The sequence below is a fragment of the Peribacillus sp. BM1 genome (assembly GCF_056679975.1).
In genome coordinates this window covers 176837-201334 of the sequence record NZ_CM155259.1, presented here as the reverse complement: position 1 = coordinate 201334, position 24498 = coordinate 176837, and the positions used below count along the sequence as shown (strand labels likewise).

Sequence of the window (24498 nt, the reverse complement as noted above, 5' to 3'; positions counted from 1 at the left end):
TTTCGATTTACATGAAAGGGTGTCCTTATGTTGGCTTGCATTATCGTTGGTGGGGGATACAAGGGATAGCACTGGCCACCTTGTTACTTAAATCAGGAAAAGTGACTGTCGATCAGCTTGCTATCGTGTATAAAATGGAAACATTATGCTTCATGACAAAAATGGCAAGATCATTGAACAAACTGGAACAATATTATTAGCAACTTTTTTTGCCATCACTACGAGGGAAATAATGGATATTCTCCGTCATCGACACGTACCAATTGCGTTGTGCTGAATTGTTATTGAAGATTCACACTCTGTAGTGAGTATAAAGTTCCCAATTGATCAGGTATGTTATAATGACAATTAAGTTAACTAATTAATTATTTCGGTTAACAATTGGGTTTAATGAACGTGTCGAACTGGGGGGAATCTATGTATAAGCTGCGAGGTCATCATATTTTTTGTCTTCTGGGCTATCGGGGAATGGGCTATTCAAAAGAATACGTTGAAAATATGACTAAATTGCATCAAACATTGAGAGAAAACCCTAAGACGTGGATTCAGCTTGTAAGGGGACCTGATCAGTTGTGTGAAAAGTACCCCAACTCAGGTGAATATCACTGCCAGGACAACAATATTTATGAAAGAGATTCCAAAATTTTAGATAAATTGGGGCTCAAAGTCGGACAAGTTCTGAGTTGGGAGGACGTTGAGTCGCACATCCGACAGTATGTCGTACCCGCCGATATTAAAAATGTGTGTGAAACTTGTTCCTGGCGTTTATATGGGGTTTGTGAAGAAGGTATTCAAGAGATTCTTGAGAGGAAGGGCTTAAGGGAAGTTAAATAAGACCTCCCTCTTTTATTAAATAGTTCCATGTTGGTGCTCTTTTTAAAAAGATGGCTTGATATGACAGCTTATTCACAAACGATTTAGCAATTTAAATGAACAATAAAAACACACAAATCGCAATCATTAAGTTTTATGTTGACAGAAGATTTTAAACATAGTATATTCACAAGGTATAAATAGTAATTATTACGATTTATGATGATTATTAAAATGGAAAAGGAGATCTTTTATTTATGAAAAAGGAACTTATCAAATCAATACTTGTGTTTTTCTTATTAGGTATAGTCCTTACAGGCTGTCAAGAAAAAGTAGATACACCTGTCGAAAATGCTTCCTCAGATTCTGAACCTACTTCTTCTGATTCTTCTTCTGAATCTACAGAAGGTACCGATCATAGCCATAATCATAACCATAATCACGATGATGAAAAGCAGAAAGAAATATATTCAGGAATATTTGAAGATGACGAAGTTGAAGATAGGGAATTATCAGATTGGGAAGGAGATTGGCAATCAGTCTATCCATACTTATTAGATGGAACTTTAGATGAGGTCTTTCAGAAAAAAGTAGAAACAAACAAAGATAAATCCTTTGAAGAGTACAAAGAATATTATAGATTTGGGTATGAAACAGATATTGAACGAATCGTTATAAAAAATGATACGATGACATTTTATAAAAATGGAGAAGGAAAGGTAGGAGAATATAAGTATCATGGTTACGAAATTTTGACTTATGAATCCGGAAATAGAGGCGTTCGTTATTTATTTGATTTAGTTGGAGAAGTAGATGATGTACCAAAACATGTTCAATTCAGTGATCATAGTATTTATCCAACAAAAGCAGAACATTACCATATTTATTTTGGAGATGTAAATCATAGCACTCTTTTAAAGGAATTAGACAATTGGCCAACCTATTATTTTTCTAATCTAAGTGGAGAAGAAATTGCAGAAGAAATGAATGCACATTAATTTTTTTCGTTATTTTCCTCTGCTAGTTCGATAGAATAAAATAGAGCTTTAGAAAAAGGCAATATTAACAGTTTCTCTCAAATACATATTTAACAGCAAATGAAGAAACGTCATTTAAAAAAAGTTTGATTAAAATTAACGGGTTTCGTTCTAAGGTACAACATAATAATTAGCAGTACATTTGGAGAGTGAAATCGCAAAGATTTCGCTCTTTTATTTTTGTTGCTTTATCAATGTTTATGCTATTTTGACAATTATAAGAGGACCATTTAAACGAATTTGCCTGCAAGAACGGTAGATTGGGTAAACACTTTTATACAGCATATCAGAAGGAGAGTATCCGTGTTAGAACGCCCATTAGTAACGGCAAGAGGTGATGGAAAAAGTATTTATTTCAATTACAATCCGAGGTATGAACAAATGGCTCATACCATCTTGAGAACTTATTACAATTTTTGCATCCCTTTCTAAACAACAGGTTTTAAATCAGAAGTCGAGACTCTAGCACAACGATTAGGTTTAACAGAGTAAGTTTTCAAATTAAAAGATCTAATCTATATGCGATAATGGTAACAGTTTTTATAGCTGTTGCTTTTTATATTTAGGCTATGTTAAATTCTAATGTTGATATTTGACCATAAGAAAACCGCCTTGGTGAATTAAATAGACTACTGCTAGAAGTAGGTAATAACTTTTTATTGAGTGTCTTCGTCGCTTTTGTACTCCAAAATATCATCTGGGTGTCAATCCAAAGTTTTAAAGCTCCGTTATTCATTCATTTTTTGACTTTATATCTGCGGCATTTTTTAATGGCTTTTGAAGTGCGTCCACAATGGCTGCGATGATACTTGTTGCTAAAATACCCATTAGACATAATGATGTAGGACCCGCTGCATCATCACTATCTGTAACTTGAGCAAGCACCCTTAAGCTTACTATTCCTAACAAAATGAGGAAAATGACTGTAAAAGCACATTTCTTTATAATCTGCAATGATTTAAGGGATAAATCAGAGAAAGCATTGTTCTTTTCGATGTAGGTTAATAGTTTATATGCTTGATACAACGCAACAGAAAACGCAATACAGAATCCGTATGCACATACTAAAAAGGGGATTAGGAAGTAAGCCGTATCTGGATGTACCCTTGCATCTCTAACGGCTATCTCAGGCAACCAGACACACAAAGCAAGCACTGCGATTCCAACCAGAAAAATAATTACCTTTAAGAAAGTGGTTGAACCTCGTTTAACATTCATTTAAAACACCTCGTTTATTTAATAACAACATGATTTTAGCATATAATTTATCGTTATACAATAATTATGCATTGTTTTTTATTATATTATTATTGTTATTTGAGATTTCCTTTTAATTTTAACAAAAATAAAAAGCATTTCTCATTATCGTTAGTTCGCATGTATCAAATATCAACAACAAAGTTTAACATAGCCTATATTTAAAGAATTTGTTACGAATTCAACTAACATTTTTAAAAAAATAAGACTACAGGTGTATAGACAAATACGACCGTAGCACATTATGAAATTATTTTCTCCCAATTATAATGAATAGTGCCAGTACATCGATGACATCTTTTAAAAAGGCTATTTTAGTATCCTTTGTTGCTTTTAAATAATATGTACACTACTATCCTGGGTTGATTTTCGTTAACAGGTACTCGTTTTTTCGCGGGCGATCTCCCTTAAACACGCTTCTCTAAGCAGGAGTCTCGCACCTTCCACTACAACCAACCTCTTCTCGAATTAAAACAACAATCTTTACTAAAGGAGCCTTTAAAAAGGTATGCAAGCATTTTCCAAAATAAAAAAACAATAGAGCATCTTGGGGGAATCGGAAATGAAAAAAATAGGACCTAATGGTATGAAGTATCTAAAGATTATCCACGTTTTTCTGATCGTATTATTTTTTGGGGGGATTTTGAGTTCAATAGCATTAAATCTTCATATTGATTTGACAAAATATGATGAGTCCTATCTCTTCTATAAAAACCTTATCATTATTAGTGATAATATTATTAGATGGGGAGCAATTGGAACTTTACTTGTAGGTTTCATATACGGTTTTTGTACCAATTGGGGATTTTTTAAACATAGATGGGTTGGCGTAAAATTTGTTCTTTATATTATCCAAACGATTGTTGGCATCTTTGTTGTAGACAAGTTGATGGTAGCGAATATGGAACTATTGGAAACACAAAATGAAATGGCTTTAAGTAATCCTGTTTTTATTCAAAATGACGAAATTAGACAATATGCGGTCTATTTTCAAGTCGCCGTCACAATCTTCATATTTATTATTTCATTTTTAAAACCTTGGAGAAAGAAAAAACTTCAACCGAAACAAAAATTGTAAAATTTATTGTTGCTAATTACAATGCTAAAAGCGTGGTTAAATACAACCACGCTTTTAGTGTTTTATTCGCTAATGATAATGTTATATAGTCTTTTTTTGATGTGCTATTTCCTATTTTGCACGTCATAACGGTACCCGTTAGATTAAAATGGCGTTTTTTTATTTGATAATTTTTATATCGATCTCACCTTAAAATAGTTATTTTTTTCAATTACTCTTGGGATTCTTCCTCATACAGATAGGTAATGATTTGAAGAAGCTAAGGACATGAGAAAAAGTCTTTACTTATTTTCTTGAAGAATATGATGTGGGAGAACACCCAATCCAGATGTTATGTGCAATAAAGAAATAAAAATTAAAGCTTTCCTCGATTATGGGCTAAGTCTTGGAGCAGGTTATATAGCAACTGGTCAATATGAGCGTGTAGAAAACGACAAATGCATATCACACGCTTCATTTCTAAGCTATAGAGTTCATTAACTGGTTAAGGATGTGTTATTCTTTTTTGGGAAAGGGATGATGATGAAATGGTTAAGGAAATTCAACTAAATGATACGAAAATCAAAATCACACAATATGAAGAGAAAAAGGAAAAAAATGGAATTGAAATTTCGGTAACTTTTTATGTTACAAGTGACGACTACCATGACATAACAACACTTCTTTATAAAGGAACATTTGATGTAATAGTGCCCGAGAAGCATCTTGAGTTCCACGGAAAGATCCAAGAATATTCAACATCTATTACAAATCTATACGAAAAAGGACAAATTGGCGAATTTAAACTGACTTTAAAAGAAGGAACAAAATAGAAGAGGGGGAATTTCATTTTATGAAATTAAGCATTTTAGATCAATCTCCCATTTCAACTAATCAAACGGCACACGATGCATTACAGGAATCAATGAAACTTGCACGAATAGGGGAGACATTAGGATATTCACGTTATTGGATTGCTGAACATCATGCATTGCCAGGGCTTGCATGCTCCGCACCCGAGGTGATGTTAGGTTATATTGGAGCTAACACAAAAAATATACGAATTGGCTCTGGGGCGGTTTTATTGCCATATTATAAGCCATATAAAGTGGCAGAAACCTATCACTTGTTATCCACTCTATTTCCAAATCGAATTGATGTGGGAATCGGGAGGGCACCGGGTGGTCCTGCGGAAGCATCAAATGCATTATCAGACAACTTTTTGGAAAATGTTTATAAAATGCCCGAATTGGTAAAAGAATTAATTAAATACATAGATAATGAGGAGTCCATATTACCTGCTTCTCCGTTACCGCAAATTAGTCCTGAACTTTGGATGCTAGGAACGAGTAAAAAAAGTGCAAATTTTGCAGCGGAAAATGGTTTAGCTTATTGTTTCGGACAATTTATGAGTGATGAAGACGGGGAAGAAATCATCCAACAATATCGTCATTCATTTCAACCAAGAAAAAAAGGCCAAAAACCTTACGTCATTATGGCTTTATCAGTAATTTGCGCAGAAACTACTCAAAAGGCAGAAGAAATTGCCTTAAGTTCGATTACTTGGCAACTACAAAACGAGAATAGGGAAGGGAGCCAGGGTGTTCCTTCTGTCGATGAAGCTAAAGAATTTCAATTAAATCCACGTGATCAAGAGTCAATTGAAAGAATAAAAAAGAAAATGATTATAGGCAATCCGAATGAGGTGAAAAGTAAGCTAATAAAGATTCAATCCCATGTATTAGCAGATGAAATCATGATTGTAACCATCACTTATTCACCAAAGGATAAGCATCAATCCTATCAATTAATCGCAGAACAATGCATCAAATGAAATAGTTGGACAATATAGAAAAGAGGGTGCCCATTTATATATCTGCCCCCCCCTTAATCAATGGTTAACTTCTCATTTCTTGATTAATTATCGAATAAATAATTTTCTTAATTGGACTGTTATCACCATTTTATTAATAAATTGAACAGTTCCACTTAAATCATTGAATATCCAATCTATTCATCAAGCGGATTGTGAATTTTCTTTTCTGGTATCTGCTGTTACTTTTTTGTTTGTAAAAAGACTGACAGTGGCTGTTATGACAATATTTATTGTTAAAGCAATTATCCCAACGTTTAAATCTTGAATCACTTGTGGGAATGATGGAAACATCGTCACGATCGTCCCTTGTCCACCATTTAAAGTAAAATACACACAAATGAGTGATAAAACAGGAACAAAATATTTAGCAAGCATGGATACTTGTCTTTCAGTTACTGTTGGAATAAATACTTTATATACATTTTTTGCAAATGAAGTTGAGTCAGCCATTAACAGCATAGGTCCTGGTACTATTGCGGTTAACAAACCGGCAGCTCCGATTAAACCAACAAACCAAGGATCAAACGTTTGGATAGAAAGCCTTAATAAAGCAAGATCAGAATCTGCACCTTCTAGGTTTGGAACTTGCTCGATGGCAGCAAACCCAACGCAGAAGATGAAAAGCAATATAAGCGTATATAGCGGTGTTACAATCGAATTTTTGCGCAGCGCTTTTGCATTCTTTTCCGCATAGGTGGCATTAAATATATGCGGCCACATGACAGCACCTAAAACAGTTATGATAACGGTAGAAATAAACCATGATATACTTAATCCACTAGTTGGAATGGTTAAAAAATCCGGCTTTGCTGCTTGAATCTCTCTAAACATTGGCTCTATGCCACCATAATAATGAAAAGGAATGTATATACTTATAAAAAGAACAATACCGAAGATCATAATATCTTTAATGGCAGCAGTCCATGCTGATCCGTGAATACCAGAAATCATGACATAGACGGTAACGGAAATAGCCGCTATCCAAACTGTGGAATTTGGAGAAATTAGACCATTAGAAGCTTCTGAAACGATAATGCCAAGTCCTTTTAATTGAAGAACGATGTAAGGAGCCATTGAAACAATACCAATCAGAGCAACAATTACCCCAAGGAATGGGCTCTTATACTTACTAACAAAGAAGTCTGATTGGGAGAGACATCAAATTACGTTCCTTTTCATATTTCCATATGGCAGGGAACATCCAATAAGATAATACATAACTGAGACTCAAATAAGCAATTATATAGAAGGCTGGGCCGCCTTTCCCATATGCCCATGAACTTGCACCTAGAAATGTGAAAGTCGTATACGTTTCGCCTGCCATTAACAGAAAGACAAAGATCGCCCCAAAATCACGTCCCCCAACAGACCATTGCTCCAAATCCATGTTTTTTCCTTTTCTCGCTTGAATACCTAAAACAATTGAAAATAGTAGAAAGCCGAAAATGATGAAAATAGCTGCATTCACGGTGTATCACCTTCCTTATTATTTGGGTCAAGTTTAAAGATGATGGCCATAATGACAGATGTAAGGACGACCCCCATGACAATCCAAAATAAAATGAATGGCATTCCAAGCACATAAGGTTTGATTTTGTTAACAAACGGTAACATACCTAACATCCCGATAAACGGTATGAGAGATAGTAGATGAATAAATTTCATGCTCCTTTCCTCCCTGATTTTTTGATAAGTAATTCATCTACTCTACTATATTATCAATACTATAAAAATATTATATCGATAAAATTCTGAATTATTCAAATATATTTGCGGTAAATATTATTTTAAAATATACTTTACATAGAGTCATGATCTTCCAATTGGATGTAGTAGGCTAAATCACTGTGTAAAAGGGTTTTACTTGCTTCCTTTTGATTGTCATTCAAACAATGAAAAGTTTACTAGAAAGATCATACAATCATACATAAGAAGGAGAAGGCGAATATGAAAAACGATTTAATGAAAATGTTAGAAGCTCGTAAAGAAGAAATGATCCAAATTCGTCGTTATTTACATGAAAACCCAGAGTTGAGCTTTAAAGAACAAAATACGGCTCAATATATTATTGATTTTTATCAAGGGAAAGACGTCGACATTCAAACGAATGTGGGGAATGGGTATGGCATCATCGTGACGATTAAGGGTGAAAAACCAGGAAAAACGATTGGATTGCGAGCAGATTTTGATGCACTACCGATTATGGAAGAAACGGAACTTCCGTTTAAATCGAAAAATGATGGTGTCATGCATGCATGCGGCCATGATGGACACACAGCTTATATGCTAGTACTTGCTGATTGTCTCATTCAATTAAAGTCATTGCTTTCAGGTACGATCAAAATTATCCACCAACATGCTGAAGAAGTACCACCAGGTGGAGCAAAAAGTATCATGGAATCGGGATTACTCGATGACTTAGACGCAGTTTATGGAGTCCATTTATTCCCGGATAATCCAGTGGGGCATATTGGATATCGAAGTGGGTATGCGATGGCTGGGAGAACGTATTTCAAATTAGCTATCCAAGGTGTTGGCGGTCATGGCTCTTCACCTCATTTAGCAAATGATGCGATCGTTGCTGGTGCTCATTTTGTTACTGCTGTACAAACCGTCATTAGCCGTCGATTAAATCCTTTCGATATGGGAGTCGTGACGATTGGTTCATTTGATGGCAAAGGTTCTTTTAATGTCATAAAGGATCGGATCGAATTAGAAGGTGATGTCCGCTACATGACAGAAAAAACACAAAAGTTGATTGAGCAAGAAATCCACCGTCTTGTCCGCGGTATCGAAACTGAATTTGCTGTTCAATGCGAACTTACTTATACAGCTGATTATCCACCTTTAATCAATGATCCAGAAATCACCAAAGCTGTTGTGACAAGTCTTCAAAACAGTCAAGAACCAGAAATTAGGGAAATAAGCGAATACCCAATGTTCTCTGGCTCAGAAGACTTTTCTTATTATGTAGAAAAGATTCCAGGTACTTTCTTTTACATTGGCTGTAAACCTCAAGGAGTAGAGAAGGTGTATTTCAACCATCATCCGAAATTCGATATCGATGAAGATGCCCTTCTCGTTGCAGCAAAATCTGTTGGGGAAGTAGTTTGTAGTTATTTTGAATTAGATTAATATAAAGTCATTTAAAAATCTAGACGTTCACAAAGTCACAGACTAGACTTCATGAACGTCTTTTTCTTAGAGGAATGTTTGTAGGTAATATGATCTTACTTTCGCAATCTTTTCATGGATATGAGACTGATAACAACGCCAGTTATGTTACTTCGTTAAAGGACCATTTAATGGAGTAACTACTATTGTATAGAGCAAGCTCTTTTTTTATCTTCACTATTATTATATTTGTTCTTGAATAATGGATACTTGCGACCAGACTATCAAACTAACCTAGAAACTAGACATAGATATTAGTCGGGATAAGAGATAATTATATAGAATCTAACCAGTCCATCAGAAGCGTTTATATAGGTGTGTTCAGTATTTGCATTAAATTTAGTAGTCTCATCAGTGTTTAATATAAACTTCTCACCTTAAACATCGAGCGTAAGTATACCACGTTGTATAAGTACATATTCTTCACCTATATGCTTTTCGGATATATGACTAAAACCAGGTTTAAGGTCTACAGTGAAAAGTTCAAACTGTTTTTCTGGATGAAAAGGGAAAACGGAATATACAAGATAATTTCCATCAGCATCAATCAATGGGTTCAGTTGATTGATGTTTACTTAGCCACAAAACGACTAAGGTAAAAAAAATTGGTGAAATGAAAGAAGTGAAGATTTTGATTAAATATAAATGCCTCCATCATGTGAGTCTTACTGTGACAGATTTGGAAAGAGCAAAAGAATTCTATGGTAAAACATTATGTTTAAAAGAAATACAGCGACCTGATTTTGAGTTTCCAGGTGCTTGGTATGAAATAGAGGGACATCAACTTCACTTGATAGTCGATCCCTCTTCACAGACGATTCGTAAGGATAAAAGCTTATCCAGCAGAGAAGGTCACTTTGCTCTTGGAGTTGAGAACTACTATGACACTCTTAAATGGTTAAAACAGAATGAAGTTGAAATCCTTGAAAAACCAAACGGAAAAAGTGGATACGCACAAATTTTCTGTGCCGATCCAGATGGTAATCTGATTGAACTAAATGTTAATCAAAAAGATCTATAAGTAGGCAAAGAGAAAGGATGCTATTACTGGCTCTTTTCTTATTGAAGTAACGGGGCAGTTTAGTGGAACAAGGATATTAGAACTTAATTGGAGAATTTAAAATTATAAAGATAAGGAATGGTGTAATTTGGAACACGAATTAAAGGAGTTTATCAAGAAGTGTGATAAAGCAATAAAGCAGGAAGATTTTGATACTCTGAAGAATTACTATACTGATGATGCGATTCTGGTAGTAAAACCAGATATGATTGCACGAGGAAAAGAGGAAATCAAACAAGCATTTATTAAAATTGCGAAATATTTTAATAACAGTCTTGTCCCAGCACAGGGAGAAATGATTATTTTAGAAGCTGGAGATACTGCATTAGTTATTTCCCAAACGCTACTTGAGGCTGATAAAAATGAAACGGAATATTCTATGGATAGAAGGTCAACCTATGTGTTTAAGAAAAATTCACAAGGCGAATGGCTTTGTGCAATCGACAACTCATATGGTACAGACTTAATTAATATGTAGACTTTTATGCTATTATTTATGAGTATAATCTGCATTTATGTTATGTCGAAAAGTTCCTTTTATATGTAACAAAGATAGTTTATCTCGTTTAACTAACGGGTGATTCGTATTATAAGGTTAGCCAGTTTTTACTGGTTGACCTTTTTTTAATAGAATCTATTATATCAGTGGCCAGGGTAGGACGTACGGGTGCGTGGGGCATTAGTTCAGTTAAGAAAGTCTGCTACGTTAGCTTTTTTTTTATTCGACTAACGGGGCAGTTTAGTTAAAGAAGGAAAATATAAACATTTAATAGGAATATTCAAGGATGAATTTAAATATAGGGAGTGGAAGTCTATATATGACTAAAGTAGGGGTTATTCGTCACGGGAGTACACCTTGGAATAAGGGAGGCAGAGCACAGGGGAATTCTGATATACCATTGAATGAAGAGGGGTTATCAGGTGCACATCAGCTTGCGGAACGATTAAGAACAGAAGAGTGGGATATAGTTTATTCTAGTAATCTATTAAGAGCTCAACAAACTGCTGAAATTATAGCAGATAAAATTGGGATACAAATCCATTTGGATTCTAGGCTCCGCGAAGTAGGTGGAGGATTAATTGAGGGAACCACTGAAGAGGAAAGGGTTTTAAAGTGGGGGGGGAAATGGTGGGAATTAGATTTAGGAATTGAAAGTGAGGATAGTGTTATTGCTAGAGGCCTTTCAATAATTGAAGAGGTTAGCAACAAACATATTAATCAAAAGATATTAATCGTTAGTCACGGTTCATTCATTAAACAGATTTTAAAAGTGCTAGTACCTCATTTTAATATTGAAGAATCTCTAAGTAACACGTCTTTCACTTCTCTGGTAAAGTATGAGAATGGATGGGATTGTGATTTGTATAATTGTACAAATCATTTAATTGAAAGCTAATTCTTAACTTAGTATTTGTCTATACGTTAAGAGTTTGTAGTTCAACTAAAGGGTACTATAGTATGATATAGGGGTGCTATGGCAGACTTTTCTTATTTAAGTGGCGGGCAGGTTAGTTGAAGAAGAAACGTGTAAAAAATTAAAAAACATACAAGGTGCTTATTAATTTAACTAGTGTGTTGATCCAACGAGGATTAATGCACTTTTTTATTGAAATTCAGTTTATATTACTTTTAATGGTACAACTACAAATATGTGACTTTAACTTGTTAAGATTGTATGATACGGTTCCTTTATCACGCAACCATGCAGTTGCTTATGTTTGACAAGCAACCGTAAAGTTGCTTATACTCAATATATGAATTGGGACAAAGACGCTATATTCAAAGCACTCGGCGATTCGACTCGGCGATTGATATTAGACGAACTATCTGAACGTAACGAGTTGACATTGTATGAACTTACGGTACGTCTTATTATGAAGCACGACCTTTCCATTTCCCGACAAGCGATTGCTAAACATCTTTCTGCATTGGAAGATGCAGGACTCGTAAAATCAAAACGAAAGGGAAAATATCGAGTACTAATGTTCAACAACGAACCACTTAAAAATTTGCTAAAAGGATGGATAGAGTAATTTATTTAAAAACTTCTGACGAATGTAGGGGTTTTTCTGCCTGGAGCTAGATTGTTTGCAGAGCACTAACGTGGTAAATATCAAAGGAGGCAAAAGAAGTATGAAAATCATTGTTACCAGTCTATTCGTACAAGACCAAGATAAGGCACTGGAATTTTATTCAGAAAAGCTGGGATTTGTAAAAAAGCATGACGTTCCCATGGGGAAATTTAGGTGGATTACGCTTGTTTCTCCCGATGATCATGACGGTACCGAGCTTTTACTCGAACCGAATGAGCATCCTGCTGCCAAAGAGTATCAAAAGAAGATATTTGCCGAAGGCATACCAGCAACAATGTTTGGCGTTGTAGATATTCATAAAGAGTACAAACGATTATTGGAAAACGGTGTGAAGTTTACTATGGAGCCGACAAAAATGGGCGAAGTCACAATAGCTGTCTTCGACGATACATGCGGCAACCTTATTCAGATAGCGCAGAAGTAACTTCATGACGAAGTATCCCAGTTCTACCGACTTTATTAGTAAGTTTTAAGTTCAGTGAAGTGTTTTTTATCAACAATTAAACAACTTTATGTTAACCCTGTCCTATTTTTAGGACGGGGTTATGCCTTTTTAAGGTTTAAAAATAAATGAGATTGTTTTCATTCTACAAGAAATGTAACATTGTGAATAAGTTCACTTAAACGAACAGGTACGTTTCTACAATAAGTTTAGCTGCTTTTTAACTAACCAGCTAATAGAGGCTCCTCTGTTATTCAAAGGGCGCTTTTCCAGAATAAAAATTGCGCTCTTTCTTTTTTAAAAGGACCATTTAATGGAATATGGCTTATTGAGCTAACTGGGCTTTGGTTTTTACTTTATAAAAATTGGACAAACTGAAATGTGTTCTTCAAAGTAATGATGTATACTTAATTTACGCAATGAATTTTCTTAATTATTAATTTTTTTATTGGAGGAAATATGAAACTAGGCGCATTCTCTGTAAGTTTAAGTGTAAAAGATATTAACAAATCAAAATCATTTTACGAGAATCTAGGATTTCAAGTCTTAGGAGGGGATATCACCCAAAATTGGCTCATTATGAAGAATGAAAGTTGCATAATGGGTCTATTTCAAGGAATGTTCGAAAAGAATATTCTGACTTTTAATCCAGGTTGGAATGAAAGTGGAAAAAATCTCAATTCGTTTACGGACATTCGAGATATTCAGAAACAGCTTAAAGCAAAAGGAATTAAAATACTGTCTGAAGCGGATGAAACAAGCGACGGCCCTGCCAGTTTTACAATTGAAGATCCTGATGGTAATCCCATTCTTGTAGATCAACACAGATGAAATAAAGGCTGAAATGGGAACATAGTGGGGGATGAAGAAACCCCCCACTGATTGAAGTTTCACTTTATATTTGAGGGATGAAATTAGGTATGAATGATAAAGAGAAAATCTATTATGCACGAGGTACTGAGGAACTACGAATGAAAAATATTCGTGCCCATAAACTTGTTCAAGATTTTAACCATAGTGCTATTGAAGATTTTACAAAGAGAGCGGAAATTATTAAGGATTTGTTTGGGAGTGTAGGAGTTAATCTTAGTATTGAACATAATTTTCATTGTGACTTGGGCTACAATATTCATGTTGGCGATCATTTCTATGCTGGATATAACTGCACGATTTTAGATATGGCAGAAGTTAGGATTGGTCACAATTGTATGATAGGTCCTAATGTAGGTATTTATACTGCTGGTCATTCAATTGAACCTAAGGATAGGAACAAGAGTGGTTATGCGATACCAATTAAGATTGGGAATGATGTATGGATTGGCGGTAGTTGTGTGATCCTGCCTGGTGTCAATATTGGTGATAACTCAATTGTTGCTGCTGGTTCTGTTGTTACAAAAGATGTTCCTGCTAATACGATAGTAGCTGGAAATCCAGCAAAAACCATAAAAAATATTTAATTTACAGACCTCCCGTATGAGAAATCCCGCTTCTTCAGAGGGAGGATGATAGTGAGGTCGAACCAGGCGTTTCTTAAGATACGTAAATGGTTCGACCTTTTTTATTTTATGTTGTGTTAAGCAAAAATCAATAACTTCTTAATTATATAGCCAATCTTTTTATGCATATTTATTGCAATAGGAACGTTTGTTCTGTTATAATCATCCTATAAACATAAAAAGCTGAAAGAGCTCGTACCAGAGCCGCTAAAAGGTTTGGAACGAATTGTAAGAATTAAAGAATTGGAAGCAAAAAAGAAAGAACACTATATTACATAGAGGAGTATGAACATGAACAATTATTCAACAACCACTTTAACAATGGTAAGAAATTTTGATGTAGCATCTGAAAGAGTTTTTGATGCATGGTTAAATTCTGAAATGATGAGAAAATGGTTCTTTACATTGGAAGGGACAAATAAGGTAGCACAAAATGATCCCAAAGTAGGTGGTACTTGGGAAATTGTTGATCATCGAAGTGGAAAAGACTATCGAGCGATCGGGGAGTATCTTGAAATTGACGCTCCAATAAAATTAGTGTTTACTTTTAAAATGCCACAGTTTAGCGATACAGTAGACACGATTACAGTTGAGTTAAAAGAACTTCAACAAGGCTGTGAAATGACATTTTCACAACATATTGTCGTTCCACATGAAGAAAATTGGACGAAATCTGATATCGAAAAAGCGCTTGGAGAGTATCACGATCAAACTGAACATGGCTGGAATCTAATGTTCATGGGACTTAAGGAATTAGTTGAGACAGGCAAAGTTAGCTATACAGGCTAAAAATCACTGAAAGGTGTGTCAGTGAACTAGATTATGGACAAATGGGTGGCGTTTCTACAAGATGTGGAGACGCTTTTTTATGGTAGAGTTAATCTATTATAGAAATTTCGATGTAAATTGATTGAAGTGTATAGAATGTTGGTAGAGGTGATTTTCAATGAAACAATGGACAAAAGACATCGAAATAAACGCTCCAATTGAACAGGTTTGGAAGTTTCTTGATGGTTCTTTAGAGAATATGCAAGAAATCATGCCTCAAGTAGTTGAGCACAAACCTATTAAAATAACTGAAGAAGTGGTTGGCAGTGTATATCGCCAAAGTTATCGAGAAGGAAAACGAATAGAAGAGTATGATGTAGAAACATTAGAATATTCGAATGCACCTAATAAGAAAAAGATAAAAGTAGGTTTTACACTGGCTAATATGTTTGAAATTACCGCTTATTATGAATTAAATAAAATGAATGATAATCAGACTTCTTTTAAATATACAGTAACTAATCGCCCGTTAAAGTGGTTTGTGAAAATATTTTTATTGTTTGCTACCGAAAAAGTGGTAGTGGAATTTTTAGAACGTGTTAAAAATGTAGCTGAAGCGAAAAACTTGTAAACAATGATTTTCTGTTTAATCTTTGTTTCGATAGATGAGAAATGGCGGCACGTTTAAGCCTGATGAAGCTGGTACAGGGTCATTGACTTACAAGCTTCCAGCAAATGATCGATTCAATCAAATCGGCATTACGAAAGAACCAGATCCAAACGGTACACAGCCGCGAGGGATAAAAATAGTTGGATCTTCTTGATAATGAAAGAAGGGCTGACTACACACTCTACACATTGTCTATTGTGTCCATATAGTAGAGGTGGAGATCAGCCCTTTTTTTGACCTATTAGAGTGCGTCTTTAATGACCCTTTTGTAATAAAAAACGGATAGAATGCCAAAAATCGAATACAAGGCGGTATAAAGGACCATAACGATAATCATCGGTGTCCAAACTTCAGAGCCAAATAAAAACCAACCCGATTGAACGGCAAAATAGCTATGGAATAACCCAATGAATAAAGGAATGCCGAAATTAAAGATTTGTTTGGCTTGGATTCCTTTTAACAAGTCTCCCTCTGTAAAACCAAGTTTTCGTAAAATCGTGTAATTTGGTTTTTCATCTTCACTTTCGTCCATTTGTTTAAAATACAAGATACATCCCGATGTAATCAGAAACGTTAATCCTAAGAAGCCAACGATAAACATTATGAGCCCCATATTTTGTTTCTGATTGTTACTCGTTTCAAGGCGAGAGTCATTTTCACGATTATCACTAAAGTTCATTTTTTGAAAAATTTCATTTGCTACCTCAATCGCTGCTGAATCTTTCATATCAATTCCGATATAAATCGTAGATTCTTTTTGAATGTCTGGATTTATATCATGTTTTAAGCGCTCGTATACCGTTTTGTCGACAATGGCAGTAGGTAGCCCGCCATTGGTGAAATATGTTGAAACGATCGTATCTTTATTTAATCCGATATAATTTTGCGGTATGATTTCATGTTGTCCCTTCAATTCAATGGGCCCAGAGTCTTTTAAAGACATAAATTTCTGTAGCAGATCACTAAACCCGCTAAAAAGGACTTCTGTAGCTGACAAATCGATATCTTTCACGTCCTGGTCACTAATAACAGGTAGGGTCATGACATTCGGATCAAAGTTCATTCCCTCGAGACCTATCTCCAAAATTTGCTTAATATTTACATCCACTTGAATAACATCCACGATTTTTTCGCTAAACTTCATATTATTCGCCTGTAATGCTTCTTTAAATTGTCCTGCATCTTGTTGATTCGCAAATGAAAAGTTGTTAGGGACATAGTTCTCGGCCATTTTTTCTGCAGAGTAGTAGGAAATGTAACTTAACGATAATAAACCAATCGCAAGGGCAGATACGACCGTAATAATAGTCAATAATAAAGCGTTTGATTTCATGCGAAACATAATCGATGATAGGGACAATACTTCATTAATATTTAAGTAACCGTTTTTCTGTTTGCGAATGATATTGAGAATAAAACGGACAGAACCTTTATATAAAAGATAGGTTCCGATAATGACGGATGCTAGAATGATGGTCATAACAAGAAATAGTTCATTCATCGTTGTGAAGTCGCCCTCAAATAATTTAGATGAAAGATAATAGCCGATTATGATCAAAACCATGCCTATGATCCCGATGAACATTTCAAGAAAAGACACTTTTTTTACTTTGCCTTCTGTCATGGAAATGGTCCTAAATAAAGATAAAATGGTTTGTCTTTTAATAAATGCATAATTCATCAACATAATAAAGCAGTAGATGACACCAAACACAACAAGTGTTTGGATGAGTGCCTGAACAGAAAACTGAAGTGTTGCGATTGCTTCAACACCGGTAATTTTAAATAAAATCATGATGATTAATTTAGATACGGAAAAGCCAAGAAAAATTCCTACTAGTAATGAACCGAAATAGAGGATAAAGTTTTCCATACTAAGGATGCGGAAAATCTTGCTTTTCGTCATGCCGATTAATTGAAATAAGCCAATTTCTTTACTGCGCCGTTTAATAAAGATGCTATTGGCGTACAAGAGAAAAATAGAAACAATCGCGACAAGTAAGATGGAAGCTACTTGAATAGCAGCTGCTCCTTTAATCGATCCTTTTGTTTGATCCATCGATGGATCATATTGCAATGTGACAAAGGCGAAATAAAGTGCGGCACTAAAGATTAAGGCAAAAACATACAGGTAATAATTCTTAAGATTCTTCTTCAGATTACGAAAGATGAGTTCATTGATGCTCATGTTGCACCCCGCTTAATACACCTTGTGTCTTCATGATGTCATGAAAGAAGGTCTGTCTTGTTTCTTCGCCTTTATTTAGTTGTGTATAAATTTGTCCATCTTTGATAAAGATGACTCGACTGCAATAACTAGCGGCAACAGGATCGTGTGTAACCATAATAATCGTTGCTTTGCGTGTTTGATTTAATTCGCTCAATTTGTTTAATAAGTCGGAAGCGGATTTTGAATCGAGTGCACCAGTCGGTTCATCAGCAAAAATAATGCTCGGTTCATGGATAAAGGCTCGTGCAGCGGAGGTACGCTGTTTTTGACCACCGGAAATTTCATTGGGATATTTATCTTTCAGTTCATAAATACCGAGTTCTTTTGCAAGTGTAGTAAATTTTTGCTCCGCTTCTTTCTTCGGTGTCTTTGTAATCGATAACGGTAATAGGATATTTTCTTTGACCGTCAGTGTATCTAATAAATTGTATTCTTGAAAGATAAACCCTAAATGGTGCTTGCGAAACTCAGCTAACTGCTTTTCTTTCATACTACTAATTTCTTTACCTTCAATTTTAATCGTCCCGTTGCTAATCTTATCAATGGAGGAAAGAACATTAAGCAATGTCGTTTTCCCTGAACCGGATGCTCCCATAATACTTACGAATTCGCCTTGATGAATGCGAATATCCACGCCTTTTAATACTTCTTGTTTATTAAATTTAGTGCCATAGCTTTTATGGATTTTAACAGCTTCAAGAATATGCATATGTATCCACTCCCTTTTCTTTTAATAAACTTAGTATAATGTGCTTAAGCTTACTTTGCCTTCGATTGAGCGAACAAAGAATAAAAGCATATGACATTTTTGTCACATGCTTGTTATGTTTAAGAATTCATTTCTTTTTGGAAAGGTTAACGTAAAAGTCGTTTCAGCGTAAAGTTCTGATTTGACATGTATATGAATGAGTAATGGCTGTGCTGCTTTTTTTGCTAAATATAGTCCCATCCCTGTTGCAGCATGATCTTGATGGGTGGTCGTTGATGTAAAGCCCCTATCGAATATACGCGGTATATCTCTAGGATCAATGCCTCGTCCGAAATTTTTTACCTCAAGGATGGTTTGCTCAGCTTGCTCATAACTTGTAATCATGATATCGCTTGCCGTACTATATTTTACTGCATTTGTTAAGAGCTGTCTGATGATAAAGGCTAGCCATTTGGCATCACTAAGTACTTCTTCAACCTCTAATTGGATTTCAAAGCCGATCCCTTTTTGAATACACCATGATTGTAATGTTTTAATTTCAGTAAAAATGAGCGTTTCTAAGTTGGTATTTTCTATGTGTAAATCATTTTCGATGGATGGAATCCGCTTTTGATGGAGCTGCTGGTCAAGTAGAAGATGAATTCGCAGCCATTCATAAGTTAAATGAGTTTTCAGCATTTCGTCGTCTAAGCGATCAATCATTAAATGCATCGCTGTCAGTGGTGTTTTTACTTCATGAATCCAAGCTAATAATTCATCTTTCTCCTGCTCTAAAGTTAGTAGATTTTGTGAAGCTACCTGTTTTAGTAATTCGGCTTGATTTGCCATACTATTTTCTATTATTTGTTCAAACGGACTTTCTGGATAGGCGATGCTTGTTAAATCAAGATTGTTTTCTCGTTCTACTAAACTTTTATAAAATTTCGTTTCTTTGTGATAGCGAAAGATCAAAAATATGGTAAAAAAGAGTATCGATAAAAAGACAAGATAGAGGATGGGCAAAAGCGGAATCGCCGAATCGATGTAAGCGACAAAGATGATCAATAAGTGTAAGAAAATAAATAAAATGATCCAGCTGCTTCTTTCTATGAAAAATTTTTTAATCATAGATAGTTGCCTCTTCACTAGCCATGTACCCTTGTCCAACTTTCGTTTCGATAAAGCTTCCTAAACCAATTTCATCGAGTCTTTTTCGTAAACGATTTACATTGACTGTAAGGGTGTTATCGCTGATAAAGCGCTTATCATCCCATAGGCTATTGATTAATTGTTCTCGGCTTACGATCTTATTTTTCTGCTCAATCAGCAGTTTTAAGATATAAATCTCATTCTTCGTCAGTTCTACTGAAGCAGCAGCAGTGGTAACCGTATTTTTTTCATAATCCACCGTTGCACCACACCATGTTTTGAGCTCGATTTTTTCAGTATTGTAATTATAGACACGACGAAGAATCGCCTGCACCTTTGCAATGAGCACATCAAAATGAAAAGGCTTTTGAATATAATCGTCCGCTCCAAACTGCATAGACATTACGATATCAGTCGGATGATCGCGAGAAGATAAGAAGATAATTGGAATGTTGGAGTGGGATCGAATCATTCTACACCAATGAAACCCATCAAATTTTGGCAATTGAATATCAATAATCACTAAATCAGGCTTTATTTCTGTAAATTCTTGAATCACTCTACTAAAATCAGTAATCCCATAAACCTCATAAGACCATTGGGCTAATCGATCTTTTATCTCATTAAATAGAGTCGTATCATCCTCGATTAACAAAAGTTTAAACAACTGAATTCACCATGCCTTTAGCTTAACTTTACAATAATTGTATAGTAAATCCTTTGTGTTTGCTATTGTGTTATGTAATCGAGTGCGAAATGTTCCTGACTCAAATGAAATGTGGTTACACCATTTAGATAAAGGTCAGGCAGTTTTAGATTTCTAAAATCAAAAGTAATGGAATTCAACCCGGAATAATTATCATCATCTGAGCAAGTTTTGTACATTTTGCAAAAATTCCTAACTATAGTACAAGCCATTTCATATAAAAGTCATATCATGTTACGAAGAGAAGATCCTAAGGACATGTTGGCCGACAAGACCTTGATGGAAGCCTTATGACGATCTTTCACTGTAAATGCTCTTTCCTGGACATTATGTTTGCTTTCTCAGCATCCAAAAATTGAGAATATACTGTTCGAAGAAATCAATCCGGTTATCGGTAACCGACCTCCTTCGTCAGGGACTTCGTGAAAGTAACCTATACTTAAAATGATCTGGGAATAAAAGCGCCATATCCCTCCTACATTTGTCACGGGATGTGAAGTGGAAGTATCAACTTTTTTAAAAAGGATGTTTAGCGAATGTGCCCAATTAACAATGGGAATGAAAGGATACAGTCGAATAAAAGTTCTATGTTGTCCCGTGAAGAGATAAAAGCCATTGAATTCTGGATATCTCAAATGGGGGACCATCATATTTTTACAACGACACAACAACAAATAGTTACTGCTAAAAATACGCTGAAATTCAAGTATAAAATAATTGGACATGGGTTTAACCGAATCGTTTATGATCTCAATGATGGTTATATATTAAAAGTAGCACTGTCTGAAGTAGAATTAATAGGCAACGCAAATGAAGCCTATCTCTATAATAACTGCACGGAGGAGGTCCAAAAGTATCTTTGTCCGGTTAATGAGTATGGGACCGGCTGGATTATTATGAAGAAGATGGCCACTAATATACCGCAAGCAATCATGGAATATCCGAAATTAATCGAGTTGCAATTCATATTCCTGAGTTACGGCATTATTCCAATCGATTTGCGGTTAGCTAATGTCGCCTTTTCCGAGGATAATGAAATGGTTGTCATTGATTACGAACTATTCACCATGGATCTCAAAAGCCCTGTGTTGCGATGGGTGTTTTAAGGTCATATTAGTTTTGTATGCTAGGAGAACTTCAACCTAAAAAAAGCTGGATCCTTACTATACTAAGGATCCGGCTTTTTAAAATGTGGGTTCTTAACAGTTATAAAAATTGACTAGTATCTATCCTAGTGGAACTTTTCTCCTTAACCTGCTTTAACGTCGCTACTATAAGAAAGCTAACAATCACTAATAAGAGCCATGAACTCACCTTTCCTAGATGAACGAGACTCCATGCATCGGTTTGGTTTGGATATTCCCAAGCTCCAAAGAATGTTGCGATATTTTCGGCTATCCATATAAAAAATCCGATGAGCACAAAAGACAGTGCGAGTGGCATACGGTAACGAGTACCATCAACCTCGTATGTGACCCATGATTGCCAAAAGACGATAATTACAAGTCCAGATAACCACCATCGAACGTCAATCCAATAATGATGGGTGAAAAAATTCAAATAAATCGCAGATGCAAGAGGGACAACTACCAAAAACGGTGGCCATTTAACCAGTTCAACCGCAAGCCTTCGCCACGCCTGGCAAAGATAACTCGCTACACTTGCGTACATGAATCCGCTATACAAAGGCACTCCAAAGATTTTGAAATATCCTTCCTCTGGATAAGACCAGGAGCCCATATGTACCTTGAAAAGTTCAAGAGTAAGTCCAATAAGGTGGAACAATGTGATAACCTTTAGTTCATCCCGTGTTTCAAGCCCAGAACGCACCATCAACCACTGCATCAGAAGGCAGACGATGAGCAACCAGTCATACCGTGATAGGAAGGGAAGCGGCATGATTTATGTAATAGCCAAAGAGGCAAAAATAACGACGGGAAACAAACATGATAGTGCCTGCTCCCAACCAAAACGAACGAGTTGTTTTAGTGCTCTCATGATTTGTGCCTCCAAAGGTTTTTTCTGAATATATTTAAGTCCTGCTTATTGGGCGTCTTCATCATTTCGGTATTCTAAAAGATCTCCAGGCTGACATTCTAAAGCCTTACAAATCGCCTCTAAAGTTGTTAATCGAATCGCTTTTGCCTTTCCGTTTTTCAATATAGAAAGGTTAGCCATCGTTATTCCAACCCTCTCCGAAAGTTCTGTAACGCTCATTTTTCTTTTAGCCAACATGACATCAATATTGATTATAATTGCCATTGTTTTCACCTCAGACTATTAAGTCATTTTCTGATTTTATATCGATGGCTTCTTGTAAAAGCCTTTGAAGAACAGCAGCAAAGACTGCGATCACCATTGAAGCAAAAGCAGGAACCGTTCCGATTATGATGAGACCTGGTGCATCGTCTAGATCTGCTACGAGATAAATAAATGGCAAAATTACCACATACAAACCACTGATTGTTATTGCACAGAATTTGATATTCTTTAGAGCTTTAATAGACAATTCAGAGAAAGCTTGATTCTTGTCAATATAGCTTAAAAGTTTAAAAGCTTGAAATAATGCAATGAAAAACGGTATCGCTGATACATACATACCTATTAAAATGGGATACAGTATATGGGCATAATCTGGATTTATTGGATTCTTAGGTAACCAAGTTAACCCAAATATACCCAAAGCAAGAACTGGAGTTCCAATGAGAAAAACAGCAATCCTTAAAAATAGTGTTGACCCTCGTTTCATAAAAAGCACCTCACATATTTATTTTCAATTTGACTTTAACACATGTTTTATCGTTTTACAATAAAACATTATTGTTTTTTATTATATTATTGTTGTTAGCAAAAACAAATTCGAGCCGATATTGATTGTAGTTGATATGCGAGACTCCTTCTCAGAGAAGCGTGTTGAGGCCGCAAGTGCAAAGCACTGAGGAGGCTTCTGAGACCGCCACTACAACGGAAGTCAACCCCAAAGTATGCGGAAATAGCCTAAAAAAGGATAAACAAGCATTCCACTGTACAAAGGAATGCTTGTTAAGATACACGCTTTTACTTCATTGTTTTAGTTTACATATAGACCTTTTTTGTTGATCGGGTTCTTGGGGAATAACATATCAATAAACCGATTCCCACTATTAGGAGAGATAGACCAAGCCAAGAAGTAATGTCTAGATGTTCTCCTACTAAGAAAACCCCTAATAATGCTGCTGTTAATGGTTCGGCTAAGGAAAGTGTAACTGCCGTTGATGAAGGGACATGGGTAAGCCCTTTGGCAAAAAGAAAATAGGCAATCCCAGTTGTAATAATCCCAAGATGGAGACTTATAGCGACACCTTGGAACCCAACGACCCAAGACATATCATACATAAATAAAAAAGGAGATAAAAAAATCGCACTCAGAGTGAAAACAACTGCAACGATTGATAGTGATGAATAGTTCTTAACTAATTTTTTACTTACAAAAGTATAATATGCAAATGATACCCCAGCCAAAAGAGCCATCAAGATACCATATGGGTCTACATTTACTGACTTTTTATTTATGAAGAGCATGAAACAACCAAGAATAGATAAGAAGGTAGAATACCACCATCCTTTAGACGGACTTTTTTTCAAAACCCCCCATTCTAGTACACCAGAAAAAATCGGTGCACTACCAATTGCTATTACAGTTCCAATCGCCACGCCAGTAATAGTAACCGCAGAGAAAAATAATGGTTGGTAAAACGCCATGCTTAATGAAGCTAGTATTATTGTTTTAATGGGCAAGTGCTTTACATTCAGTTGTCCTCGTATGAGAACAAATAATAATAATGAAACCCCACCTACTGCTAGTCGAGTCGCCCCTATAGCAATTGGGTGTGCGCTCTCAGGCGTAAAAGTTTGTACTGTACCAGTTGTTCCCCAAAGAATTGCTGCAAGCAAAACCCACAATGAAGAAAATTTTTCTTTCAATATATTTCACTCCAATAA

26 protein-coding genes and 4 pseudogenes are annotated in these 24498 nt (G+C 35.5%); 19 read left to right on the top strand and 11 right to left on the bottom strand.

Going from position 1 to position 24498, the window contains the following annotated elements; translation table 11 throughout:
• Positions 1-417 precede the first annotated feature (417 nt).
• The 3 genes and pseudogenes from AC1MGI_RS00985 to AC1MGI_RS00975 all read left to right on the top strand — a co-directional run.
• Positions 418-834, top strand: coding sequence for a DUF1284 domain-containing protein (locus tag AC1MGI_RS00985; RefSeq protein ID WP_480347873.1), 417 nt, complete (start codon positions 418-420; stop codon positions 832-834).
• 236 nt (positions 835-1070) lie between these two features.
• Entirely contained in the window at positions 1071-1811 is a 741-nt protein-coding gene (locus AC1MGI_RS00980) for a metal-binding protein ZinT (protein ID WP_480347871.1), read from the top strand.
• Between the two features lie 306 nt (positions 1812-2117).
• Positions 2118-2342: pseudogene (locus AC1MGI_RS00975) on the top strand (insertion element protein); the annotation flags it as partial.
• Positions 2343-2582: 240 nt separating this feature from the next.
• Here AC1MGI_RS00975 and AC1MGI_RS00970 read toward each other — a convergent pair.
• Positions 2583-3068 carry a DUF2975 domain-containing protein gene (locus tag AC1MGI_RS00970; RefSeq protein ID WP_480347870.1) on the bottom strand — a complete coding sequence of 162 codons (486 nt, stop codon included), beginning with the start codon at positions 3066-3068 and terminating at the stop codon, positions 2583-2585.
• Positions 3069-3669: 601 nt separating this feature from the next.
• Between AC1MGI_RS00970 and AC1MGI_RS00965 the strand changes: the two genes are divergently transcribed.
• The 4 genes and pseudogenes from AC1MGI_RS00965 to AC1MGI_RS00950 all read left to right on the top strand — a co-directional run bounded on the left by AC1MGI_RS00965 (position 3670) and on the right by AC1MGI_RS00950 (position 5998).
• Positions 3670-4185 (top strand): DUF2269 family protein, encoded by a 516-nt coding sequence (locus AC1MGI_RS00965; RefSeq protein WP_480347868.1) that lies wholly within the window; start codon positions 3670-3672, stop codon positions 4183-4185.
• A gap of 271 nt (positions 4186-4456) precedes the next feature.
• Positions 4457-4614: pseudogene (locus tag AC1MGI_RS00960) on the top strand (tRNA 2-thiouridine(34) synthase MnmA); the annotation flags it as partial.
• 98 nt (positions 4615-4712) lie between these two features.
• Entirely contained in the window at positions 4713-4997 is a 285-nt protein-coding gene (locus tag AC1MGI_RS00955) for a DUF3219 family protein (protein WP_480347867.1), read from the top strand.
• Positions 4998-5017: 20 nt separating this feature from the next.
• Positions 5018-5998 carry an LLM class flavin-dependent oxidoreductase gene (locus AC1MGI_RS00950; protein ID WP_480347865.1) on the top strand — a complete coding sequence of 327 codons (981 nt, stop codon included), beginning with the start codon at positions 5018-5020 and terminating at the stop codon, positions 5996-5998.
• A gap of 183 nt (positions 5999-6181) precedes the next feature.
• Here AC1MGI_RS00950 and AC1MGI_RS00945 read toward each other — a convergent pair.
• Positions 6182-7508: pseudogene (locus tag AC1MGI_RS00945) on the bottom strand (sodium:solute symporter family protein).
• Positions 7505-7705, bottom strand: a complete 201-nt coding sequence (locus AC1MGI_RS00940; RefSeq protein ID WP_480347863.1) for a DUF3311 domain-containing protein — start codon at positions 7703-7705, stop codon at positions 7505-7507. Before AC1MGI_RS00940 ends, AC1MGI_RS00945 begins: the two are co-directional and overlap by 4 nt.
• Positions 7706-7987: 282 nt before the next feature.
• Here AC1MGI_RS00940 and AC1MGI_RS00935 point away from each other — a divergent pair, with 282 nt between their 5' ends.
• The 11 genes from AC1MGI_RS00935 to AC1MGI_RS00885 all read left to right on the top strand — a co-directional run bounded on the left by AC1MGI_RS00935 (position 7988) and on the right by AC1MGI_RS00885 (position 15898).
• Positions 7988-9175, top strand: coding sequence for an amidohydrolase (locus AC1MGI_RS00935; RefSeq protein ID WP_480347861.1), 1188 nt, complete (start codon positions 7988-7990; stop codon positions 9173-9175).
• 670 nt (positions 9176-9845) lie between these two features.
• Complete coding sequence (locus AC1MGI_RS00930) at positions 9846-10235, top strand: VOC family protein (RefSeq protein WP_480347860.1); 390 nt, start codon at positions 9846-9848, stop codon at positions 10233-10235.
• A gap of 127 nt (positions 10236-10362) precedes the next feature.
• Complete coding sequence (locus AC1MGI_RS00925; RefSeq protein ID WP_403068252.1) at positions 10363-10752, top strand: YybH family protein; 390 nt, start codon at positions 10363-10365, stop codon at positions 10750-10752.
• A gap of 340 nt (positions 10753-11092) precedes the next feature.
• Positions 11093-11671 carry a histidine phosphatase family protein gene (locus AC1MGI_RS00920; RefSeq protein WP_480347858.1) on the top strand — a complete coding sequence of 193 codons (579 nt, stop codon included), beginning with the start codon at positions 11093-11095 and terminating at the stop codon, positions 11669-11671.
• A gap of 358 nt (positions 11672-12029) precedes the next feature.
• The gene (locus AC1MGI_RS00915; RefSeq protein WP_101221498.1) at positions 12030-12308 is read left to right on the top strand and encodes an ArsR/SmtB family transcription factor; all 279 of its coding nucleotides are present in this window, start codon (positions 12030-12032) and stop codon (positions 12306-12308) included.
• A gap of 100 nt (positions 12309-12408) precedes the next feature.
• Positions 12409-12792 carry a VOC family protein gene (locus AC1MGI_RS00910; protein WP_480347856.1) on the top strand — a complete coding sequence of 128 codons (384 nt, stop codon included), beginning with the start codon at positions 12409-12411 and terminating at the stop codon, positions 12790-12792.
• Positions 12793-13269: 477 nt separating this feature from the next.
• Positions 13270-13641, top strand: a complete 372-nt coding sequence (locus AC1MGI_RS00905; RefSeq protein WP_480347855.1) for a VOC family protein — start codon at positions 13270-13272, stop codon at positions 13639-13641.
• An 89-nt stretch (positions 13642-13730) separates the two neighbouring features.
• Positions 13731-14267, top strand: coding sequence for a sugar O-acetyltransferase (locus AC1MGI_RS00900; RefSeq protein ID WP_480347853.1), 537 nt, complete (start codon positions 13731-13733; stop codon positions 14265-14267).
• Between the two features lie 330 nt (positions 14268-14597).
• Positions 14598-15095, top strand: a complete 498-nt coding sequence (locus AC1MGI_RS00895) for an SRPBCC family protein (RefSeq protein ID WP_480347852.1) — start codon at positions 14598-14600, stop codon at positions 15093-15095.
• Between the two features lie 157 nt (positions 15096-15252).
• The gene (locus AC1MGI_RS00890) at positions 15253-15705 is read left to right on the top strand and encodes an SRPBCC family protein (RefSeq protein WP_480347850.1); all 453 of its coding nucleotides are present in this window, start codon (positions 15253-15255) and stop codon (positions 15703-15705) included.
• A gap of 34 nt (positions 15706-15739) precedes the next feature.
• On the top strand, positions 15740-15898 hold the full coding sequence (locus AC1MGI_RS00885) for a hypothetical protein (protein WP_480347848.1): 159 nt from the start codon (positions 15740-15742) through the stop codon (positions 15896-15898).
• An 87-nt stretch (positions 15899-15985) separates the two neighbouring features.
• Here AC1MGI_RS00885 and AC1MGI_RS00880 read toward each other — a convergent pair whose 3' ends face one another.
• The 4 genes from AC1MGI_RS00880 to AC1MGI_RS00865 all read right to left on the bottom strand — a co-directional run bounded on the left by AC1MGI_RS00880 (position 15986) and on the right by AC1MGI_RS00865 (position 20478).
• The gene (locus tag AC1MGI_RS00880; protein WP_480347846.1) at positions 15986-17932 is read right to left on the bottom strand and encodes an FtsX-like permease family protein; all 1947 of its coding nucleotides are present in this window, start codon (positions 17930-17932) and stop codon (positions 15986-15988) included.
• A complete protein-coding gene (locus AC1MGI_RS00875; RefSeq protein WP_480347845.1) occupies positions 17919-18683 on the bottom strand; it encodes an ABC transporter ATP-binding protein in 765 nt (254 codons plus the stop codon). Before AC1MGI_RS00875 ends, AC1MGI_RS00880 begins: the two co-directional genes overlap by 14 nt.
• Positions 18684-18785: 102 nt before the next feature.
• A complete protein-coding gene (locus AC1MGI_RS00870; RefSeq protein WP_480347843.1) occupies positions 18786-19790 on the bottom strand; it encodes a sensor histidine kinase in 1005 nt (334 codons plus the stop codon).
• Positions 19783-20478, bottom strand: a complete 696-nt coding sequence (locus AC1MGI_RS00865; protein ID WP_480347841.1) for a response regulator — start codon at positions 20476-20478, stop codon at positions 19783-19785. The genes AC1MGI_RS00870 and AC1MGI_RS00865 overlap by 8 nt, the downstream gene beginning before the upstream one ends.
• A 575-nt stretch (positions 20479-21053) precedes the next feature.
• Here AC1MGI_RS00865 and AC1MGI_RS00860 point away from each other — a divergent pair.
• Entirely contained in the window at positions 21054-21623 is a 570-nt protein-coding gene (locus AC1MGI_RS00860; RefSeq protein ID WP_480347839.1) for a hypothetical protein, read from the top strand.
• Between the two features lie 100 nt (positions 21624-21723).
• Here the strand turns inward: AC1MGI_RS00860 and AC1MGI_RS00855 are convergent.
• The 4 genes and pseudogenes from AC1MGI_RS00855 to AC1MGI_RS00840 all read right to left on the bottom strand — a co-directional run bounded on the left by AC1MGI_RS00855 (position 21724) and on the right by AC1MGI_RS00840 (position 24480).
• Positions 21724-22515: pseudogene (locus AC1MGI_RS00855) on the bottom strand (DUF817 domain-containing protein).
• A gap of 45 nt (positions 22516-22560) precedes the next feature.
• A complete protein-coding gene (locus tag AC1MGI_RS00850) occupies positions 22561-22779 on the bottom strand; it encodes a helix-turn-helix domain-containing protein (protein WP_480347837.1) in 219 nt (72 codons plus the stop codon).
• A 10-nt stretch (positions 22780-22789) separates the two neighbouring features.
• Positions 22790-23266 carry a DUF2975 domain-containing protein gene (locus AC1MGI_RS00845; protein WP_480347834.1) on the bottom strand — a complete coding sequence of 159 codons (477 nt, stop codon included), beginning with the start codon at positions 23264-23266 and terminating at the stop codon, positions 22790-22792.
• Between the two features lie 326 nt (positions 23267-23592).
• A complete protein-coding gene (locus AC1MGI_RS00840; protein WP_480347833.1) occupies positions 23593-24480 on the bottom strand; it encodes an EamA family transporter in 888 nt (295 codons plus the stop codon).
• Positions 24481-24498: the final 18 nt, after the last annotated feature.